At 72.7% G+C, this 17,845-nt stretch carries 15 protein-coding genes; 12 read left to right on the forward strand and 3 right to left on the reverse strand.

From position 1 onward, the window contains the following. Positions 1 to 181 precede the first annotated feature (181 nt). The 3 genes from ADK54_RS30280 to ADK54_RS30290 all read left to right on the forward strand — a co-directional run bounded on the left by ADK54_RS30280 (position 182) and on the right by ADK54_RS30290 (position 3,394). A complete protein-coding gene (locus ADK54_RS30280) occupies positions 182 to 1,027 on the forward strand; it encodes a GNAT family N-acetyltransferase (protein WP_234392263.1) in 846 nt (281 codons plus the stop codon). Between the two features lie 29 nt (positions 1,028 to 1,056). Next, positions 1,057 to 1,620, forward strand: a complete 564-nt coding sequence (locus ADK54_RS30285) for a GNAT family N-acetyltransferase (protein ID WP_053728940.1) — start codon at positions 1,057 to 1,059, stop codon at positions 1,618 to 1,620. 73 nt (positions 1,621 to 1,693) lie between these two features. After that, the gene (locus tag ADK54_RS30290) at positions 1,694 to 3,394 is read left to right on the forward strand and encodes a proline--tRNA ligase (protein ID WP_053728941.1); all 1,701 of its coding nucleotides are present in this window, start codon (positions 1,694 to 1,696) and stop codon (positions 3,392 to 3,394) included. A gap of 368 nt (positions 3,395 to 3,762) precedes the next feature. Here ADK54_RS30290 and ADK54_RS30295 read toward each other — a convergent pair whose 3' ends face one another. From ADK54_RS30295 to ADK54_RS30305, 3 genes are read right to left on the reverse strand one after another with little or no spacing between them, the layout of a single operon-like run. Continuing rightward, on the reverse strand, positions 3,763 to 4,662 hold the full coding sequence (locus ADK54_RS30295) for an aminoglycoside phosphotransferase family protein (RefSeq protein ID WP_053728942.1): 900 nt from the start codon (positions 4,660 to 4,662) through the stop codon (positions 3,763 to 3,765). Positions 4,663 to 4,701: 39 nt separating this feature from the next. Next, entirely contained in the window at positions 4,702 to 5,148 is a 447-nt protein-coding gene (locus ADK54_RS30300) for a ferritin-like domain-containing protein (protein WP_053728943.1), read from the reverse strand. Then, a complete protein-coding gene (locus ADK54_RS30305; RefSeq protein WP_063802081.1) occupies positions 5,148 to 5,621 on the reverse strand; it encodes a hypothetical protein in 474 nt (157 codons plus the stop codon). Before ADK54_RS30305 ends, ADK54_RS30300 begins: the two co-directional genes overlap by 1 nt. Positions 5,622 to 5,855: 234 nt before the next feature. Between ADK54_RS30305 and rimP the strand changes: the two genes are divergently transcribed. From rimP to ADK54_RS30345, 9 genes are all read left to right on the forward strand, one after another. Next, positions 5,856 to 6,404 (forward strand): ribosome maturation factor RimP, encoded by a 549-nt coding sequence (gene rimP / locus ADK54_RS30310; RefSeq protein WP_053728945.1) that lies wholly within the window; start codon positions 5,856 to 5,858, stop codon positions 6,402 to 6,404. Positions 6,405 to 6,406: 2 nt separating this feature from the next. Then, the gene (nusA, locus tag ADK54_RS30315; protein ID WP_053728946.1) at positions 6,407 to 7,396 is read left to right on the forward strand and encodes a transcription termination factor NusA; all 990 of its coding nucleotides are present in this window, start codon (positions 6,407 to 6,409) and stop codon (positions 7,394 to 7,396) included. A gap of 133 nt (positions 7,397 to 7,529) precedes the next feature. Next, a complete protein-coding gene (locus ADK54_RS43945) occupies positions 7,530 to 7,808 on the forward strand; it encodes a YlxR family protein (RefSeq protein WP_078966750.1) in 279 nt (92 codons plus the stop codon). A 148-nt stretch (positions 7,809 to 7,956) separates the two neighbouring features. Continuing rightward, positions 7,957 to 11,082 carry a translation initiation factor IF-2 gene (gene infB, locus ADK54_RS43950; RefSeq protein WP_078966751.1) on the forward strand — a complete coding sequence of 1,042 codons (3,126 nt, stop codon included), beginning with the start codon at positions 7,957 to 7,959 and terminating at the stop codon, positions 11,080 to 11,082. A gap of 180 nt (positions 11,083 to 11,262) precedes the next feature. Continuing rightward, a complete protein-coding gene (locus ADK54_RS30325) occupies positions 11,263 to 11,556 on the forward strand; it encodes a DUF503 domain-containing protein (RefSeq protein WP_053728948.1) in 294 nt (97 codons plus the stop codon). A 34-nt stretch (positions 11,557 to 11,590) separates the two neighbouring features. Continuing rightward, entirely contained in the window at positions 11,591 to 12,034 is a 444-nt protein-coding gene (gene rbfA, locus ADK54_RS30330; protein WP_053728949.1) for a 30S ribosome-binding factor RbfA, read from the forward strand. Further along, complete coding sequence (gene truB / locus ADK54_RS30335; protein WP_053728950.1) at positions 12,031 to 12,936, forward strand: tRNA pseudouridine(55) synthase TruB; 906 nt, start codon at positions 12,031 to 12,033, stop codon at positions 12,934 to 12,936. Before rbfA ends, truB begins: the two co-directional genes overlap by 4 nt. Positions 12,937 to 13,131: 195 nt before the next feature. Beyond that, on the forward strand, positions 13,132 to 16,704 hold the full coding sequence (locus ADK54_RS30340) for a S1 family peptidase (RefSeq protein ID WP_053728951.1): 3,573 nt from the start codon (positions 13,132 to 13,134) through the stop codon (positions 16,702 to 16,704). A gap of 44 nt (positions 16,705 to 16,748) precedes the next feature. Continuing rightward, positions 16,749 to 17,708 (forward strand): bifunctional riboflavin kinase/FAD synthetase, encoded by a 960-nt coding sequence (locus ADK54_RS30345; RefSeq protein ID WP_078966752.1) that lies wholly within the window; start codon positions 16,749 to 16,751, stop codon positions 17,706 to 17,708. Positions 17,709 to 17,845 lie beyond the last annotated feature (137 nt).

Here is a 17,845-nt window from a genome sequence, read left to right on the forward strand (position 1 = left end):
GGCTCAGCCGGTTCAACGCGCTGCACGGGCGGGTGGGTGGGAGAACGCCCGGGGCTGGGGCGGAGCCCCAGGAGCTCGGCCCCCAACCCCCGCTCCCCGGCGGAGCCAGGGTGTACGGGCGCGGGGCGCAGAGTGCCAGGTACAGTGCGGAGATCAGCAGACCGTACCGTGAGGCCCCCTCGTGTTGATGCAGACCACCACCCGGGTCCTCGAACCCGGCGACCTCGGCGCGGCGCTCGCCATCCTGGAGAGCGACCCGGTCGCCAACGCGTTCGTGACCTCGCGCGTGCAGATCGCCGGCCTCGACCCCTGGCGCCTCGGCGGCGAGATGTGGGGCTGGTACGCGGACGGCCACCTCCGTTCCCTGTGCTACTCCGGCGCCAACCTCGTACCGATCTGCGCGACGCCCGAGGCGGTGCGTTCCTTCGCCGACCGGGCCCGCCGCACCGGCCGCCGCTGCTCCTCGATCGTCGGCCCCGCCGAATCCACCGCCCAGCTGTGGCGCCTCCTGGAACCGCACTGGGGCCCGGCCCGCGACGTACGCCCGCACCAGCCGCTGATGGTCGCCGAGAAGATGCCCGAGGACATCGCCCCGGACCCGTACGTCCGCCGGATCCGCAAGGACGAGATGGACGTGATCATGCCGGCCTGCGTCGCCATGTTCACCGAGGAGGTCGGTGTCTCCCCGCTCGCGGGCGACGGCGGCCTGCTCTACCAGGCCCGCGTGGCCGAACTCGTGGGCTCCGGGCGCTCGTTCGCCCGTATCGAGGACGGCAAGGTCGTCTTCAAGGCCGAGATCGGCGCCGCCACCAACCAGGCCTGCCAGATCCAGGGCGTCTGGGTCGCCCCCGAACACCGGGGCAAGGGCCTTTCGGCCACCGGCATGGCGGCCGTCCTGCGCTACGCGCTCGCGGACGTCGCGCCCATCGTGAGCCTGTACGTGAACGATTTCAACGCCCCGGCCCGGGCCTGCTACCGACGGGTCGGTTTCCGTGAGACCGGGGCGTTCATGAGCGTGCTGTTCTGAGAGCCCCGCTCTGAGGTTAGGGTGCGCCCATGCCTGCTGACTCTGACGTACTGGTCGGACCGCTCGACCTCGCGGCCCGCGTGGACGAGGCCCTCGCCGTACAGGCGGTCGCCTTCGGACTCAGCGCCGAAGAGGTCGGGGTGCGCCGCCACATCGTGCTGCGGCACCTGTCCTACCCCGGAGCCAGGGCGCTCGGCGCCACCACCTCCGACGGGCGCCTGGCGGGCTTCGTGTACGGGATGCCCAACGACCGGGCCCACTGGTGGTCCACCGTCGTCGAGCCGTATCTGCGCAACAACGGCGCCGACTGGTGGCTCGACGACTCCTTCGTGATCACCGAGCTGCACGTCCACCCCGCCTTCCAGGGCCGGGGCCTGGGCCGGGCGCTCATCACCACCATCACCGACACCGCCGCCGAGCCCCGCTCGATCCTCTCGGCGATCGACACGGAGAGCCCCGCCCGCGCCCTGTACCGGGGCCTGGGTTACGTCGATCTGGCCGGCCAGGTGCACTTCCCGAGCGCCGCACGACCGTACGCCGTGATGGGCGCGCCTCTCCCCCTGCTGCGGCACGGCCAAACGGAATTCCGCTAAACGGATTTCCGCGCACTCGGGCCGCCCGGCTAACCTCCAGGCATCACCCCGTGCACGTACAGGAGAGAAATCCATGGCAGCCGCCCAGGTTCAGCGCATGTCCCGTCTGATGGCCAAGACATTGCGCGACGACCCGGCGGACGCCGAGACGCTCAGCCACAAGCTCCTGGTCCGCGCCGGATACGTGCGCCGCAACGCCGCCGGCATCTGGACCTGGCTGCCGCTCGGCAAGAAGGTCCTGGACAACATCTCCACCGTCGTACGCGAGGAGATGGACGCCATCGGCGCGCAGGAGGTCCTGCTGCCCGCGCTGCTGCCCAAGGAGGCGTACGAGGCGAGCGGCCGCTGGGAGGAGTACGGCGACCTGCTATTCCGCCTCAAGGACCGCAAGGGCGGCGAGTACCTGCTCGGCCCGACCCATGAAGAGATCTTCACGCAGACGGTCAAGGACCAGTGCACGTCCTACAAGGACCTGCCGGTGATGCTCTACCAGATCCAGACCAAGTACCGCGACGAGGCCCGCCCGCGCTCCGGCGTGCTGCGCGGCCGCGAGTTCCAGATGAAGGACTCGTACTCCTTCGACACCACCGACGAGGGCCTCGCCGAGTCGTACGCACTGCACCGCGCCGCGTACCAGAAGATCTTCGCGCGCCTGGGTCTCGACTACCGCATCGTGTCCGCCGTCTCCGGCGCCATGGGCGGCTCCGCGTCCGAGGAGTTCCTGGCCCCGGCCGCGGCCGGCGAGGACACCTTCGTGGACTGCCCGGCCTGCGACTACGCGGCCAACACCGAGGCCGTGACCTTCGTGGCCGCCCCCGTCGACGGCTCCGCGCACGGGCCCGTCGAGGAGCTCGACACCCCCGACACCCCCACCATCGAGACCCTGGCCGCCCACCTCGGCGTCCCGGCCTCGGCCACCCTGAAGAACCTCCTCGTCAAGGTCGACGGCGAGATCGTCGCCGTCGGCGTGCCCGGCGACCGCGAGGTGGACCTCGGCAAGCTCGGCGAGCACCTGGCCCCCGCCGTCGTGGAGCTCGTGACCGCGGAGGACTTCGCGGACCGCCCCGACCTGGTACGCGGCTACGTCGGCCCGCAGGGCCTGGAGAAGGTCCGCTACATCGCCGACCCGCGCGTCACCCCTGGCACCGCCTGGGTCACCGGCGCCAACAAGCCCGACACCCACGCCCGCAACGTGGTCTGCGGCCGCGACTTCGAGGTCGACGGCTACCTCGACGTCGTCGTGGTCGAGGAGGGCGACCCCTGCCCGTCCTGCGGCGCCGGCCTGAAGCTCGACCGCGCGATCGAGATCGGCCACATCTTCCAGCTCGGCCGCAAGTACGCCGACACCTTCCAGCTCGACGTCCTCGGCAAGGAGGGCAAGCCGGTCCGGGTCACCATGGGCTCGTACGGCATCGGCGTCTCGCGCGCCGTCGCCGCACTCGCCGAGCAGACCGCGGACGGCAAGGGCCTGTGCTGGCCGGCCGAGATCGCCCCGGCGGACGTGCACGTCGTCGCCGCGGGCAAGGCGGTCCAGACCGAGGCCGCCCTCGATGCCGCCGAGCAGCTGCGCGCCGCAGGGCTTCGGGTCCTGGTCGACGACCGGGCGGGTGTCTCGCCCGGCGTGAAGTTCACCGACGCGGAGCTGATCGGCGTGCCGAAGATCCTGGTGGCCGGGCGCCGGGTCGCCGAGGGCGTCTTCGAGCTGAAGGACCGCCGCAGCGGTGAGCGCGAGGAGCTCCCGCTGGCCGACGCGATCGCCCGCCTGACGGCCTGACCTTTCCCCACCCCGCCCCTTCCCCTAGACCCTCCGGGGGTGGGGGTGGGCTGAGGTCCGTTGCCCGGGGGCGCTGCCCCCGGGACCCCCGCTCCTCAAACGCCGGAAGGGCTGAATATGTCGCTGGTCGACTGCGGGCCGTGCGTGGTGCTCGCGCAGTTCCCCGCGCCCCTAACAGCATGCGGTACGGGCATACCCAGCCCGTCATGGGGGTCCCCCCTGGCCCTTGAGGCCTTGGGGGAGTTTGAGGACGAGCGCCGTTCAGGCGCGATACGGGGTCTGGGGCGGAGCCCCAGGGGTCCTTCAACCCCCGGAGGCCACGCGGCGGAGCCGCAGAGTGTCACAGCGGGAAGGGGCGGGGTGGGGAACTACAGCCAGTCCGCGAATTCCAGCAGTAGCTCCGCGTCGCGGTCGCGGCCCGCCGCACGGGCGCGCAGGCCCGACTCGACCGCGCGGAACAGCGTCCAGCCGTGCAGCCGCGCCGGGTCCACGTCGAGGGAGTCGGCGAGCTTGTTGACGCGGCGGCGGGCCGCGGACGCCCCGCTCGGTGCCGCGATCAGGTCCTCGACCCGGTCGCGCACCAACCGGGCCAGGTCATAGGCCCGTTCACCCACCACCGGCTCGGGCCCGACCGTCAGCCACGGCGCCCGCTCGCCCGAAAGCACCTTGCTCTGCCGGAAGTTGCCGTGCAGGAGCATCAACTCCGGTGCGGAGGTGGTCAGTTCGTCGCGGGCGGCAAGTGCGGACGCCACGAGCGGGGCGAGTTCGGCGTCCCGCTGCGCCCGCATCGGCTCGCTCTGGCGCTCGGTGCGTTCGGCCACCGTCTCGAAGGCGTGGCCGCCCGGCGGCTCGACCCACAGGCGCCGCATCGTCCCGGCCGCTTCGAGCAGCGCCTTCGCCTCGGGCAGCGAGCGCAGCGACACCTCGGGGTGCAGCCGCTCCAGGAGCAGGGCGTCGTCGCGGGCCTCGTCCTCCAGCAACTGGGCGGCGCCCCAGCCGTTCCAGTGCGCGAGCGCCGCCCGCTCCAGGTCCGGGCGGGCGAAGGAAGGGGCGACCTTGAGGGCGGCCGGAGTGCCGTCCGGGCGGTGTACGAGGGCGACCAGGCTGGAGCGGCCCCCCGGCGCCTGCACCCGGTCGACGGCGAGCCCGCGCCGGGCCGCCGACTCCTCGGCCAGCTCCGGCAACCGGTCGAGCCAGGGCCCGGCCAGCGTGTCCCCGTACGTCTCGCCGAGCGCGCGTACCAGCCGCTCAGGCGGTTCGAAAGCCATGCGTGTATTGCCCCTTGCTCAGGTACTAGCCGGTGGAACTCAGGTACTGGCCGGTGGAACCGGTGCGCTCGGGCGTTCCGCGAGCCCAGGAAAGGCTACGCTCCCGCCCCGCCAGCGAACGGCCCGCACCGCCGCCTCCCGCAGGGCGCCGGCCGCCTCCCGGCGCAGCGGACCCCCGGCGGCCCGGACGAGGTCCGAGTAGACGTCGGCGACCCGGTCCTCAAGATCGGCGGCGAGCCGCAGCGCCGAGGCGGCGTCCGGCACGGCGAACGGCAGGGCGTACGCCGCAGCCGCCGCCACCGGCGATCCGCCCAGGTCACGCACCGTACGGGCCAGGGAGTCGCGGCGGGAGCGGTGCGCGGCGTAGGCCTCGCGGGCCTCGGCGGCACGGGCATCGGAGAGCCGGCCGCCGAGCACCCCGTACCCGTACACCGCCGCGTGCTCGGCGGCCAGCGCGGCCTGCACCGCGTCCAGGGTCCCGGCCATCAGGCACCCCCGCCGAGGAGGAAGGCGTGCCCCGCGTTGGACGCCGCGACCGAGGCGAGCAGCCGGGCGAGCTCCGGCGGCGCGGTCGCCAGGGCCGCCAACTGGGCGTCGGAGGTGCGCTGTTCGGCAGCCGCGAGCGACTTCAGGGCCTCGTCCGCGTCGGACGCCACCGCCGAGACCGCGGCCGGGGCGCTGGGGGCGGGGGACGCGGTCGAGGCCGGCGCTAGGGCCGTGGCGTGCTGGGCGGCCTGGTCGCGCAGCGGCGCGAGCCGGGTCCGCAGCGTCGGATGCATCGCGAGGACCGCGTCGTACTGGGTGACGAGGGCCTGGCTCGCGGCCGAGGTCCGGAGCCGCAGCGCGGCCTCCGCGCGGGCCGCCTTCTCGCGCGCCCCGGTCACGGAAGCACGCGTACCGCCGTCGGAGCGTTCGCCCGAGCAGCCGGTCAGCAGCCCTGCGGCCGCCACTCCCGTCACGGCCAGCACACGCCTTCGCGTGGTCCCCGGGTGCCCCACGTGTCTCTCCCCTGCGTGCCGGTCCGCCGGTGACCGAGTGATCACCGCAGGCGAGCGTACCCGCGGGCCCCGGGCCGTGGACGGCAACACCCTCCGGGACCGGATACCCTTTGAACTGACGGCGGCGGTCCGATGACGGCCGCCGTACGCGACGACGATCCCCACAACAGCAGACGCGGCCGAGGAGTCACCCGGATGAGCACGACCCAGAGCGACAGGCTGCGCGGTCTCCTTGAACCGCTCGTCAGCGCGAAGGATCTGGACCTCGAGGAGATCGAGGTGTCCCGGGCGGGCCGCCGGCGCGTGCTGCGGATCGTGGTCGACTCCGACGAGGGCGTGGAGCTGGACACCTGTGCCGAGCTGAGCCGGGCCGTCTCCGAGCTGCTCGACGAGAGCGACGCGATGGGCGAGGAGGAGTACGTCCTCGAAGTGACGTCTCCGGGCGCCGAGCGCCCGCTCACCGAACTCCGCCACTACCTGCGTGCCACCGGCCGGCTCGCCCGGCTCCAGCTGCACGACGGCGGCGAGCTGGTCGCGCGGATCCTCAAGGCCGACGAAGAAGGCATCGACACCGAGATCCCGGGTGTGAAGGGGCGCAAGCCCACCGCCCGCCGGATCGCCTTCGCCGAGATCGCCAAGGCGCGGGTCGAGATCGAGTTCAGCCGCAAGGACGGGAAGAACGAGATCGCCGAAGACAGCAAGAACGACATCCTGAACGACATTCAGAACGAAGAGGAGGCGTAGCCGTGGACATCGACATGAGTGCCCTGCGGGGTCTGGTCCGGGAGAAGGAGATCTCCTTCGACCTGCTGGTCGAGGCGATCGAGTCGGCGCTCCTCATCGCCTACCACCGCACCGAGGGCAGCTTCCGGCGTGCGCGCGTGAAGCTCGACCGTGAGAACGGTCATGTCACGGTGTGGGCGAAGGAAGACCCGGCCGACCTCGAAGAGGGCCAGGAGGCCAAGGAGTTCGACGACACCCCGTCGGACTTCGGCCGCATCGCGGCGAGCACCGCCAAGCAGGTCATCCTGCAGCGGCTGCGCGACGCCGAGGACGACATCACCTTCGGCGAGTTCGCCGGCCGTGAGGGAGACGTCATCACCGGCGTCGTCCAGCAGGGCAAGGACCCGAAGAACGTGCTGGTCGACATCGGCAAGATGGAGGCCATGCTGCCGGTGCAGGAGCAGGTGCCGGGCGAGGAGTACACGCACGGGCTGCGCCTTCGTACGTACGTCGTACGGGTGGCGAAGGGAGTGCGAGGGCCGTCGGTGACCCTGTCGCGCACCCACCCCAACCTGGTCAAGAAGCTGTTCGCCCTTGAGGTGCCGGAGATCGCCGACGGCTCGGTGGAGATCTCGGCGATCGCCCGCGAGGCCGGTCACCGTACGAAGATCGCGGTGCGCTCGACGCGCAGCGGCCTGAACGCCAAGGGCGCCTGCATCGGCCCGATGGGCGGCCGGGTCCGCAACGTCATGGCCGAGCTGCACGGCGAGAAGATCGACATCGTGGACTGGTCGGACGACCCGGCCGAGATGGTGGCCAACGCGCTGTCCCCGGCCCGGGTCTCCAAGGTCGAGGTCGTGGACCTCGCGGCCCGCTCCGCCCGGGTGACCGTGCCGGACTACCAGCTCTCCCTCGCCATCGGCAAGGAAGGGCAGAACGCCCGGCTCGCGGCCCGCCTCACCGGCTGGCGCATCGACATCCGCCCGGACACCGAGCAGCCGACTGAGGACTGACTGGGCTGACCGGCCCGACGGGAATAAGAAGTGGCTCTGCCCCTGTTGGGGGGGCAGGGTTAGCTTTCTGGACAACAACCGTTCGATTTTTGCCCCAAAGGGGTGAGGTCGGTGCGGGGAGGTAGACTTAAACGTGTCTGGCCGGACGCACGCCCGCGCCTGCCCTGAGCGAACCTGCGTGGGATGCCGGGAGCGAGCGGCCAAGAGCGATCTGCTGCGCATCGTGGCGGTCGAGGGTGCTTGCGCCCCTGATCCTCGCGGTACGCTGCCCGGCCGGGGTGCATATGTACACCCCGCCTCGGTCTGTCTCGACCAGGCAGTCCGCCGCCGGGCGTTCTCCAGGGCCTTCAAGGTCAAGGAAGCGCTCGACACCGCGGCACTGCGGGAGTACGTCGAGCAGGCAGCAACGTAAGAAGAAGTACGGCACGGAATCCCGTGCGGTCAGGTACCTCGCGAGTTGGAAGTAGGTCGAGATTGCGATGAGCACTCGATGAGTACGCGATGAGTACGCCCATGAAGTAGCGACGGTCCGGCGGTAACCCGGACCTAAAAGGAGCGAAGTGGCTAAGGTCCGGGTATACGAACTCGCCAAGGAGTTCGGGGTTGAGAGCAAGGTCGTCATGGCCAAGCTCCAAGAACTCGGTGAATTCGTCCGTTCGGCGTCCTCGACGATCGAGGCGCCGGTTGTACGCAAGTTGACTGACGCACTGCAGGGGCCCGGCGGCAACGCCGGCAAGTCCGCTGCCAAGCCCGGCGCGCCCCGCAAGGCCGCGCCCGCCAAGCCCGCAGCGCCCTCCCCGGCCGCTGCGGCACGTCCCGCTGCCCCGAAGCCCGGCGCCCCGGCCCCCAAGCCGGCGCCCGCCGCGCCTGCGGCCCCGGTCACCCCGGCCGCCCCGGTGAGCAGCACCCCCTCCCAGGCTCCGGCCGCCTCGGGCCCGCGCCCGGGTCCGAAGCCCGCCCCGGCCAAGCCGGCCCCGGTCACCCCGGTGCCCGCCGCCGAGTTCTCGGCTCCGGCTCCGGCCCAGCCCGCGGCGCCCCAGGCCCCGCGTCCCGCTGGTGCCACCCCGGGTCCCCGCCCCGCGTCCCGTCCGGCCCCGGCCGGCGGTCAGCGTGACGGTGGCCAGCGCGACGGCGGCCAGCGCGGCGACCGTCCGGCCCGCCCCGCGGGTCAGGGTGCCCCCCGTCCGGGCGGTGCCCGTCCGGCCGGTCCGCGCCCCGGCAACAACCCCTTCACCTCGGGTGGCTCCACCGGCATGGCGCGGCCGCAGTCGCCCCGTCCCGGTGGCGGCGCTCCGCGTCCCGGCGGTGCCGGTGCCCCCGGTGGTGCCCCGCGTCCGCAGGGCGGCCCCGGCGGCGCTCCGCGTCCGCAGGGTCAGGGCGGCGCCCGTCCGAGCCCGGGCGGCATGCCCCGTCCGCAGGGCGGTGCCCCGCGCCCGGGTGGTGCTCCGGGCGGTAACCGCCCGAACCCCGGCATGATGCCGCAGCGTCCGGCCGCGAGCCCGCGTCCCGGCGGCGGCCCCGGTGGCCGTGGTCCCGGTGGCCCCGGTGGCCGTCCGGGTGGCGGCGGCGGTGCCGGTCGCCCCGGTGGTGGCGGCGGCTTCGCCGGCCGTCCGGCCGGTCCCGGTGGCGGCGGTCGTCCCGGTGGCGGCGGCGGCTTCGGCGGCCCCCGTCCGGGTGGTGGCGCTCCCGGTGGTGGCGGCGGCTTCGGCGGTCGTCCCGGCTTCCAGGGCCGTCCCGGTGGTCCGGGTGGCCGCGGTGGCACGCAGGGTGCCTTCGGCCGTCCCGGCGGGCCCGCCCGTCGTGGTCGCAAGTCGAAGCGTCAGAGGCGCCAGGAGTACGAGGCCATGCAGGCCCCGTCGGTGGGCGGCGTCATGCTGCCCCGCGGCAACGGACAGTCCGTCCGCCTGTCGCGCGGTGCTTCGCTGACCGATTTCGCCGAGAAGATCGGCGCCAACCCGGCGTCGCTCGTCGGCGTGATGATGAACCTCGGCGAGATGGTCACCGCCACGCAGTCCGTCTCCGACGAGACGCTGAAGCTCCTCGCGGACGAGATGAACTTCATCCTCGAGATCGTCAGCCCCGAGGAGGAGGACCGCGAGCTGCTCGAGTCCTTCGACATCGAGTTCGGTGAGGACGAGGGCGGCGAGGAGTCTCTCGTCGCGCGTCCGCCGGTCGTGACCGTCATGGGTCACGTCGACCACGGTAAGACCCGCCTTCTGGACGCGATCCGCAAGACGAACGTCGTTGCGGGCGAGGCCGGTGGCATCACGCAGCACATCGGTGCGTACCAGGTCACGACCGAGGTCAACGAAGAAGAGCGCAAGATCACCTTCATCGACACCCCGGGCCACGAGGCGTTCACCGCCATGCGTGCCCGTGGTGCGAAGTCGACCGACATCGCGATCCTCGTGGTGGCGGCGAACGACGGTGTGATGCCCCAGACGATCGAGGCGCTGAACCACGCCAAGGCGGCCGACGTGCCGATCGTGGTCGCGGTCAACAAGATCGACGTCGAGGGTGCGGACCCGACCAAGGTGCGCGGTCAGCTCACCGAGTTCGGTCTGGTGGCCGAGGAGTACGGCGGCGACACGATGTTCGTCGACATCTCCGCCAAGCAGGGCCTCAACATCGAGTCCCTCCTGGAGGCCGTCGTCCTCACCGCCGACGCTTCGCTCGACCTGCGGGCCAACCCGGAGCAGGACGCGCAGGGCATCGCGATCGAGTCCCACCTCGACCGCGGCCGCGGCGCCGTCGCGACCGTCCTGGTCCAGCGAGGCACCCTGCGGGTCGGCGACACGATGGTGGTCGGCGACGCGTACGGCCGAGTCCGCGCGATGCTCGACGACAAGGGCGAGAACGTGGAAGAGGCGGGTCCCTCGACTCCGGTCCTCGTCCTCGGTCTCACCAACGTCCCGGGTGCCGGCGACAACTTCCTGGTCGTCGACGAGGACCGTACGGCCCGTCAGATCGCCGAGAAGCGTGCCGCCCGTGAGCGCAACGTCCGCTTCGCCCGCAAGGGTGTGCGGTTCTCCCTGGAGAACCTGGACGAGGCCCTCAAGGCCGGTCTGGTGCAGGAACTCAACCTCATCATCAAGGGCGACGCGTCCGGTTCGGTGGAGGCTCTTGAGTCCTCGCTGCTCCAGCTCGACGTCGGCGAAGAGGTCGACATCCGCGTCCTGCACCGCGGCGTGGGTGCGGTCACCGAGTCGGACATCGACCTGGCGACCGGCTCCGACGCGATCGTCATCGGCTTCAACGTCCGCGCTGCCGGGCGTGCCCAGCAGATGGCGGAGCGCGAAGGCGTCGACGTCCGGTACTACTCGGTCATCTACCAGGCGATCGAAGAGATCGAAGCGGCCCTCAAGGGCATGCTCAAGCCGGAGTACGAAGAGGTCGAGCTCGGCACGGCGGAGATCCGCGAGATCTTCCGCTCGTCCAAGCTGGGCAACATCGCCGGTGTCCTGGTCCGGTCGGGCGAGGTCAAGCGCAACACCAAGGCGCGCCTGCTGCGCGATGGCAAGGTCATCGCGGAGAACCTCACCATCTCGGGGCTCCGCCGCTTCAAGGACGACGTCACCGAGATCCGCGAAGGCTTCGAGGGCGGTATCAACCTCGGAAACTTCAACGACATCAAGATCGACGACGTCATCGCGACGTACGAGATGCGCGAGAAGCCGCGCGGCTAGTCCGCGCAGCCGATCCGTACCGCTGGGGGCCGAGGCCTCCTGAGGAACGCAGTGTCGGGGCCGATCGGCGGGAAGATATTTCCGTCGATCGGCCCCGGCCGTTCCGGTACGGTTCTTGATGTCCCTGCCAAGGCTTTGGCGGGGTCCTCTAACCCGTACCGGCGGGACATCCGGACATACATGTATGTGGGGACGCTGTCCTTCGACCTGCTCCTCGGCGACGTACGGTCGCTGAAGGAGAAACGCTCCGTCGTCCGGCCGATAGTCGCCGAACTCCAGCGCAAGTACGCGGTGAGTGCGGCCGAAGTCGGCGACCAGGACCTGCACCGCAGGGCCGAGATCGGCCTCGCGGTGGTGTCCGGGGACACGGGGCACCTCACAGACGTACTCGACCGGTGCGAGCGGCTCGTCGCCGCCCGGCCCGAGGTGGAGCTGCTCTCGGTGAGACGCAGGCTCCACAGCGACGAAGACTGAAACACTGAGCAAGGCTTGAGAAGGAGAAGGACCAGTGGCCGACAACGCGCGGGCGAAGAAGCTGGCGGACCTCATCCGGGAGGTGGTGGCCGAGAAGCTGCTGCGTGGCGTCAAGGACCCGCGCCTCGGAACGCACGTCACCATCACGGACACCCGGGTCACCGGCGACCTGCGGGAGGCCACGGTCTTCTACACGGTGTACGGGGACGACGAGGAGCGGGCCGCCGCCGCGGCCGGCCTGGAGAGCGCCAAGGGCATCCTGCGCTCCGCGGTCGGCTCCGCCGCCGGCACCAAGTTCACGCCCACCCTGACGTTCATCGCGGACGCGCTCCCCGAGAACGCCAAGACCATCGAGGACCTCCTCGACAAGGCACGGGCCTCGGACGCCGCGGTGCGCGAGGTGTCCTCGGGCGCCAAGTTCGCCGGTGACGCCGACCCGTACAAGAAGCCCGGCGACGAGGACGACGCCTCCGAATGAGCACCGCAGCAAAGACGCCCGACGGCCTTGTCATCGTCGACAAGCCGTCGGGCTTCACTTCGCACGACGTCGTGGCCAAGATGCGCGGCATCGCCAAGACCCGCCGCGTGGGCCACGCCGGCACCCTCGACCCGATGGCGACCGGTGTGCTCGTCCTGGGCGTGGAGCGGGCCACCAAGCTGCTCGGGCACCTCGCCCTGACCGAGAAGGAGTACCTCGGTACGATCCGGCTCGGCCAGGACACCGTCACCGACGACGCCGAGGGCGAGATCATCTCCTCGACCGACGCGTCCAAGGTGACCCGCGAGGGCATCGACGCGGGGGTCGCGGAGCTGACCGGCGCCATCATGCAGGTGCCGTCCAAGGTCTCCGCGATCAAGATCGACGGCAAGCGGTCGTACGCGCGGGTGCGCGGCGGCGAGGAGTTCGACATCCCGGCCCGCCCGGTGACCGTCTCCTCGTTCCGGGTCTACGACGTCCGCGAGGCCGTCGCCGAGGACGGCACCCCCGTCATCGACCTGGTCGTCTCCGTCGTCTGCTCCTCCGGCACCTACATCCGGGCGCTCGCCCGTGACCTCGGGGCCGGGCTCGGCGTCGGCGGCCACCTCACCGCGCTGCGCCGCACCCGCGTCGGCCCGTACGGCCTGGACGCGGCCCGCACCCTGGACCAGCTCCAGGAGTCGCTCACCGTGATGCCGGTGGCCGAGGCGGCGGCCGCCGCGTTCGCCCGCTGGGACGTCGACGCGCGGCGCGGCTCGCTGCTGCTCAACGGCGTACGCCTGGACATGCCGGACGAGTACGAGGCCGGGAAGGCGGTCGGGGTGTTCGGGCCCGACGGGAAGTTCCTCGCGCTGGTCGAGAGCCAGAAGGGCAAGGCCAAGAGCCTCGCCGTGTTCGGCTGAGACACGGGCTCTGACGCCCACCGTGGAGCGGGCGGGGCGGCCCGCTCCACGATCCCCCTCGCAAGGGGTCTATCCGTCGCGCCTGGGGGATTCACCCCTACGAGCAGGCGCTCGGAGTGAACCACGGGAGCGCAGGGGGGCGCTTTCCCTCGACATTCTTCTCGGGCGGATCACCCCAGAACTACCGTTTCGGACATGGGACGCGGGGCTGGGGGAGAGGGCGGGGAGACGCTCGTACGGATCTGTGATCTGGCCGGGCGGACCCGGGGGACGGGGTTCGTCGCGGACGACCGGGGGACCGTCGTCACCAGTCACGAAGCCGTCGACGGGCTGACCAGAGTGGTGCTGCACGCACCCGGCGAGCGCACCTGGCTGGCCGAGGCCGACGACCTCACTTTTCTGCCCGAGGCCGACCTCGCCCTGGTGCGCACCGACGGGCTCGGGGTGCGCCCGCTGCCCATCTCCGCGCGGGCCGACATCCGTACGGGCACCTATGTGCGGGTCGCCGCCCACGGTTGGCGCGAGGCGCGGGTCCTCGGCACCTCTCCGGTCACCTACACCGCCACCGACCGCTTCCATCTCCTGGGCGGCGTACTGGAGTTGGCGATCGGGACGGCCGGCAGCGAGGCCATGCGGCTCGGCGGTGAGGCCAGCGGCGGGCCCGTCGTCGACACCGTGACCGGGGCCGTCCTCGGCGTGGTCGGGACCGCCCTGCACGCCGCCCACCAGGCCTCCGGGTTCGCGGTGCCGCTGCGCGCCGGGCACGGGCCGCTCGCCGAGCTGCTGCGGCGCAACGCCGCCACCGTGCCCGCCTACGGCCGCGACCTGAACCTGGCCGGGGCGCTCCAGCTCACCGCGATCTCCGTCGGCTCCGTCGGCGGGCCCAGCGCCTGGCAGGACCCTGTTGAACGGCCGTGCACGCGCAAGGAGTTCGGGGCCTTCGCCACGGGCGACGCCCTCGTGCTGGGGCTCGTCGGAGACCCCGGGACCGGGCGCACCACCGAACTCGCCGCGTTCGCCGGCCGCCGGGCGCACGGCGCCGAGCCCGCGCCCACGCTGTGGCTGCGCGGCGCCGACCTGCGGCCCGACGACGCCTCGGTGGCCGACGCGGTCGCCCGCGCGCTGGCCCAGGCGGCCCGGATCGTGGCCGCCTCCCCGCCCGGCTGCCAGGACCCGGCCACCCCCGACCGGGTGGCGCGGCTGGCCCGCGAGGCCGGGCGCCCGCTGCTCGTCCTGCTCGACGGGCCGGAGGAGATGCCGCCCGTGCTCGCCCACCGGCTGGCCGAATGGACCGCCGGGACCGTGGACTGGCTCGGGGCGGCCGGGGTGCGCATGGTCGTCGCCTGCCGGCCCGAGCACTGGGAGCAGGCCGGGGCGCACTACCCCGACGGCGCCCTCCACCCGGCACCGCTGCCCCGGCTACCGGACGCCGTGCGCATCGGCGACCTCGGGCGCGAGGAGGCCGCGCGGGCCCGCGAGCGCTACGGCATCCCCGAGGGCGCGCTCGCCGAGCGCGACGCCCGCCATCCGCTGACGCTGCGACTGCTCGCCGAGGTGCGGGCGGCCCTGCCCGGCGAGGTCGAGGGAAGCCCGGACCGCGAGGAGGTCTTCTCCGCGCACCTGGACCTGATGTGCCTGCGGATCGCGGTACGCGTCGCGGCCTCGGCCCGCCCGCCGGTGCGCGGCAGCGCGGTGCGCAGGCTCGCGGCGCGCGTCGCCGGACAGGTGCACGAGGCGGCCCGGCGCTGCCTCGGGCCCGGTCAGGGCGAGCTGGACCGGGAGTCGTTCGAGGAGATCTTCCCGTGGCGTACGGGGTCGGCCTCCGCGGTGCTCACCGAGGGGCTGCTCGTGCCGGCCGGGTCCGGCTACCGCTTCGCGCACGAGGAACTCGCCGACTGGGTGCAGGCCGCCCACCTCGACCTGGACGCGGCGCTGTACGCGCTCGTGCACCGCTGGTACGACGAGAGCGACCCGCAGACCGTCGTACGGCTCCCCTCGCGCCCCTCCCTCAGCGTCGTGCCGGGCGGCCACGTACCGCCACCGCCGGGCTCGGGACCCGCCACCGCCGGGCGCTCCCTGCCGGTGCCCCGGCACCGCATCGGGCCCGTCCTGGAGGCCATGCTGCTGCTCGGCAGCCAGCAGGGTTCCACCCAACTCGCCCTGAAACTCAAGGGGTTGGTGGAAGCTCTGGACCGCACCCCGGCGGCCGGCGCAGGCCACGCCCGGTTCGCGGACGCCCAGTGGTGGGCGGTCCGCCTCCTCACCGAGACGCTGCTGCGCGTTCCGGACGTACGCCCCTACCAAGAAGTACTGCGCCTGCTCGCGGACCGGATCAGCCGCCGGTCCGTCCGGGAAGGGGGGCCCGCGAACCTGGGCGCGCTCGGGGAGTTCGGGCCCTGGTTCTGGATGCGGCTGCGGCTCAGCGACGACCGCAGGCTCGAACTGCTGCGCCGTCTGGTGCCCGCCGACGGGGTGCCGGGGGCCTCGCCCGGCTGGGAGCGCTACCTCGACGCGGTCGACGCGCGGCTCGCCGTCGAACCGCGCACCGTACAGCCGCTGCTCTGCCGCTGGTTCACCGACGAGCGGCCGCTGCCCGTGGCGCCCGGGACCGAGGTGCGGCCCACCGTCGCGCGGGCGGCGCAGGCCCTGCTCTACGCGCGGCGGGCGCTGGCCGTGGACGACCTCACCGAGGCGCTCGTGGCGACCGTCCACGTCCGCGCCGACGAACTCCTCACCCAGCTCGCCGAGGACGAGCCGTCCGCGCTCTGCCGGGCCGTGGACCGCTGGGCCCACGACGACCGGCCGGAGCGGCGCGCCGCGGCCGCCACCTACGGGCCGCGCGTCGCCCTCGGCATCCGTACCGCCGCCGACCGCGAGCTGCTCCGCTACGCGGCCCTCGCCCTGCTCGCGCGCCCGGCGGACACCGCACTGCACGGCGCCGCCCTCGCCCTCCTGGTCCGCGACCCGCGCACCCGCGGGCGCTACCTCGACGAGGCCCTCGCCGTGTACACCGCCGGGGACGCCAGGTTCCCCGCGTCCGCGCTCGCCGCCGCGCTCACCACCCACCCCGAGCCCGTCCTCGCCGCCTTCCAGGCGCGGCTGCACCGGAGCGGCGCCGGGGCCGCCGACGTCCTCGACGCGCTCGCGGAGATCAACACCCCGGCCCTCGCCCGGCGCGCCGCCGCCCTCGTCCAGGACCACGTCGAGCGCCACCCCGAGGCGGCCGAGCACGCGGCGGACTTCGTGGACCGGCGCCTCGAATACGGCCCCGCCGCCCGCGCGGTGCTCTTCCCCATGGTCACCAGCCTGCTGCGCGGCAGCGACCACCCCGTCCGCCGCGCGCTCGCCCCCGTGCTCGCCGCCCCCGGCACCCGGTCCTCGCGTCCGCTGCGCTCCGAGCTGCTCGACGTGCTCCTCGAATTCGAGCGGTACGAATCCCGCGACCTGGCCGTCGTCGACGCGCTGCTCGGCGCCGCGGCGGCGGGTTCGGCGGAGCGGGCCGAGGCGCGCACCCGCGACCTCGTGCACCGCACCGGGCTCCTCTTCGTCCGAACGCCCGAGGGCGCGGCCTGTTTCGACCGGCGGCTCGTCGAGCTGTGCCAGGAGGTCCCCGGCTTCGCCGCGCAGGTCGCCGGATGGCTCCTTCAGGCGCCGCAGGAGTGGGCCGCGCTGGTCGGCCCGAGCGCCCGCCGGGCGGTGGAGACGCTGGGCTCTCCCATGCCGATGCGATCCCGGGCGGCCGGGCATGGCAGTCTTAGACCTGCATAACGCGTAAGGGTCAACGACGTACACGGGTTCGAGGAGCGGTCACAGTGCAGCGCTGGCGTGGCTTGGAGGACATTCCCCAGGACTGGGGACGCAGCGTCGTCACCATCGGCTCCTACGACGGGGTGCACCGCGGGCACCAGCTGATCATCGGGCGGGCCGTGGAACGCGCCCGTGAGCTCGGCGTGCCGTCCGTCGTCGTCACCTTCGACCCGCACCCCAGCGAGGTCGTGCGCCCCGGCAGCCACCCGCCGCTGCTCGCCCCGCACCACCGGCGCGCCGAACTGATGGCGCACCTCGGCGTGGACGCGGTCCTCATCCTCCCCTTCACCAGCGAGTTCTCCAAGCTCTCGGCCGCCGACTTCGTGGTGAAGGTCCTGGTCGACAAGCTGCACGCCAAGCTCGTCGTCGAAGGCCCGAACTTCCGCTTCGGTCACAAGGCCGCGGGCAACGTCGAGGTCCTGGCAGAGCTCGGCCGCACCTACGACTACGAGGTCGAGGTCATCGACCTGCGGGTGCGCGGCGAGGCGGGCGGCGGCGAGCCGTTCTCCTCCACGCTGACCCGCCGCCTGGTCACCGAGGGCGACATCGAGGGCGCCGCCGAGATCCTCGGCCGCCCGCACCGCGTCGAGGGCGTCGTCGTGCGCGGCGCCCAGCGCGGCCGCGAGCTCGGCTACCCGACCGCGAACGTCGAGACGCTGCCGCACACCGCGATCCCCGCCGACGGCGTGTATGCGGGCTGGCTCACGGCCGACGGCGAGCGGATGCCCGCGGCGATCTCGGTCGGCACCAACCCGCAGTTCGACGGCACCGAGCGGACGGTCGAGGCGTACGCCATCGACCGCGTCGGCCTCGACCTGTACGGGCTGCACGTCGCCGTCGACTTCCTCGCCTATGTGCGGGGCATGGCCAAGTTCGACTCCATCGAGGACCTGCTCGAAGCGATCGGCAACGACGTGAAGCGGTCCACCGAGCTGATCGAGGCGTACGAGGCCGGGCGGGACTAACCCGCTTTCGTCCGGCGTCACTTGAACCGGTCAAGTACTGGTCAAGCAGCGGCCTGAAACCGTCCAAGTCCTCGCATCGACTGCGTATCGAGGACGGGTTATGGGCGGTTTTTGGCGTACAGGGGCCACTGCGCTGC

Origin of the sequence: Streptomyces sp. WM6378 (assembly GCF_001279695.1) — a bacterium.
In the GTDB taxonomy this organism is placed as follows: Bacteria; Actinomycetota; Actinomycetes; order Streptomycetales; family Streptomycetaceae; genus Streptomyces.

Bases quoted from the DNA above. Each gene is read 5' to 3' on its own strand.
- ADK54_RS30285 (WP_053728940.1), top strand. From the start codon at position 1,057: ATGCCTGCTGACTCTGACGTACTGGTCGGACCGCTCGACCTCGCGGCC.
- rimP (WP_053728945.1), top strand. From the start codon at position 5,856: ATGAGCACGACCCAGAGCGACAGGCTGCGCGGTCTCCTTGAACCGCTC.
- ADK54_RS30290 (WP_053728941.1), top strand. From the start codon at position 1,694: ATGGCAGCCGCCCAGGTTCAGCGCATGTCCCGTCTGATGGCCAAGACA.
- ADK54_RS30300 (WP_053728943.1), bottom strand. From the start codon at position 5,148: ATGGCCGGGACCCTGGACGCGGTGCAGGCCGCGCTGGCCGCCGAGCAC.
- truB (WP_053728950.1), top strand. From the start codon at position 12,031: ATGAGCACCGCAGCAAAGACGCCCGACGGCCTTGTCATCGTCGACAAG.
- ADK54_RS30325 (WP_053728948.1), top strand. From the start codon at position 11,263: ATGTATGTGGGGACGCTGTCCTTCGACCTGCTCCTCGGCGACGTACGG.
- ADK54_RS30340 (WP_053728951.1), top strand. From the start codon at position 13,132: ATGGGACGCGGGGCTGGGGGAGAGGGCGGGGAGACGCTCGTACGGATC.
- ADK54_RS30295 (WP_053728942.1), bottom strand. From the start codon at position 4,662: ATGGCTTTCGAACCGCCTGAGCGGCTGGTACGCGCGCTCGGCGAGACG.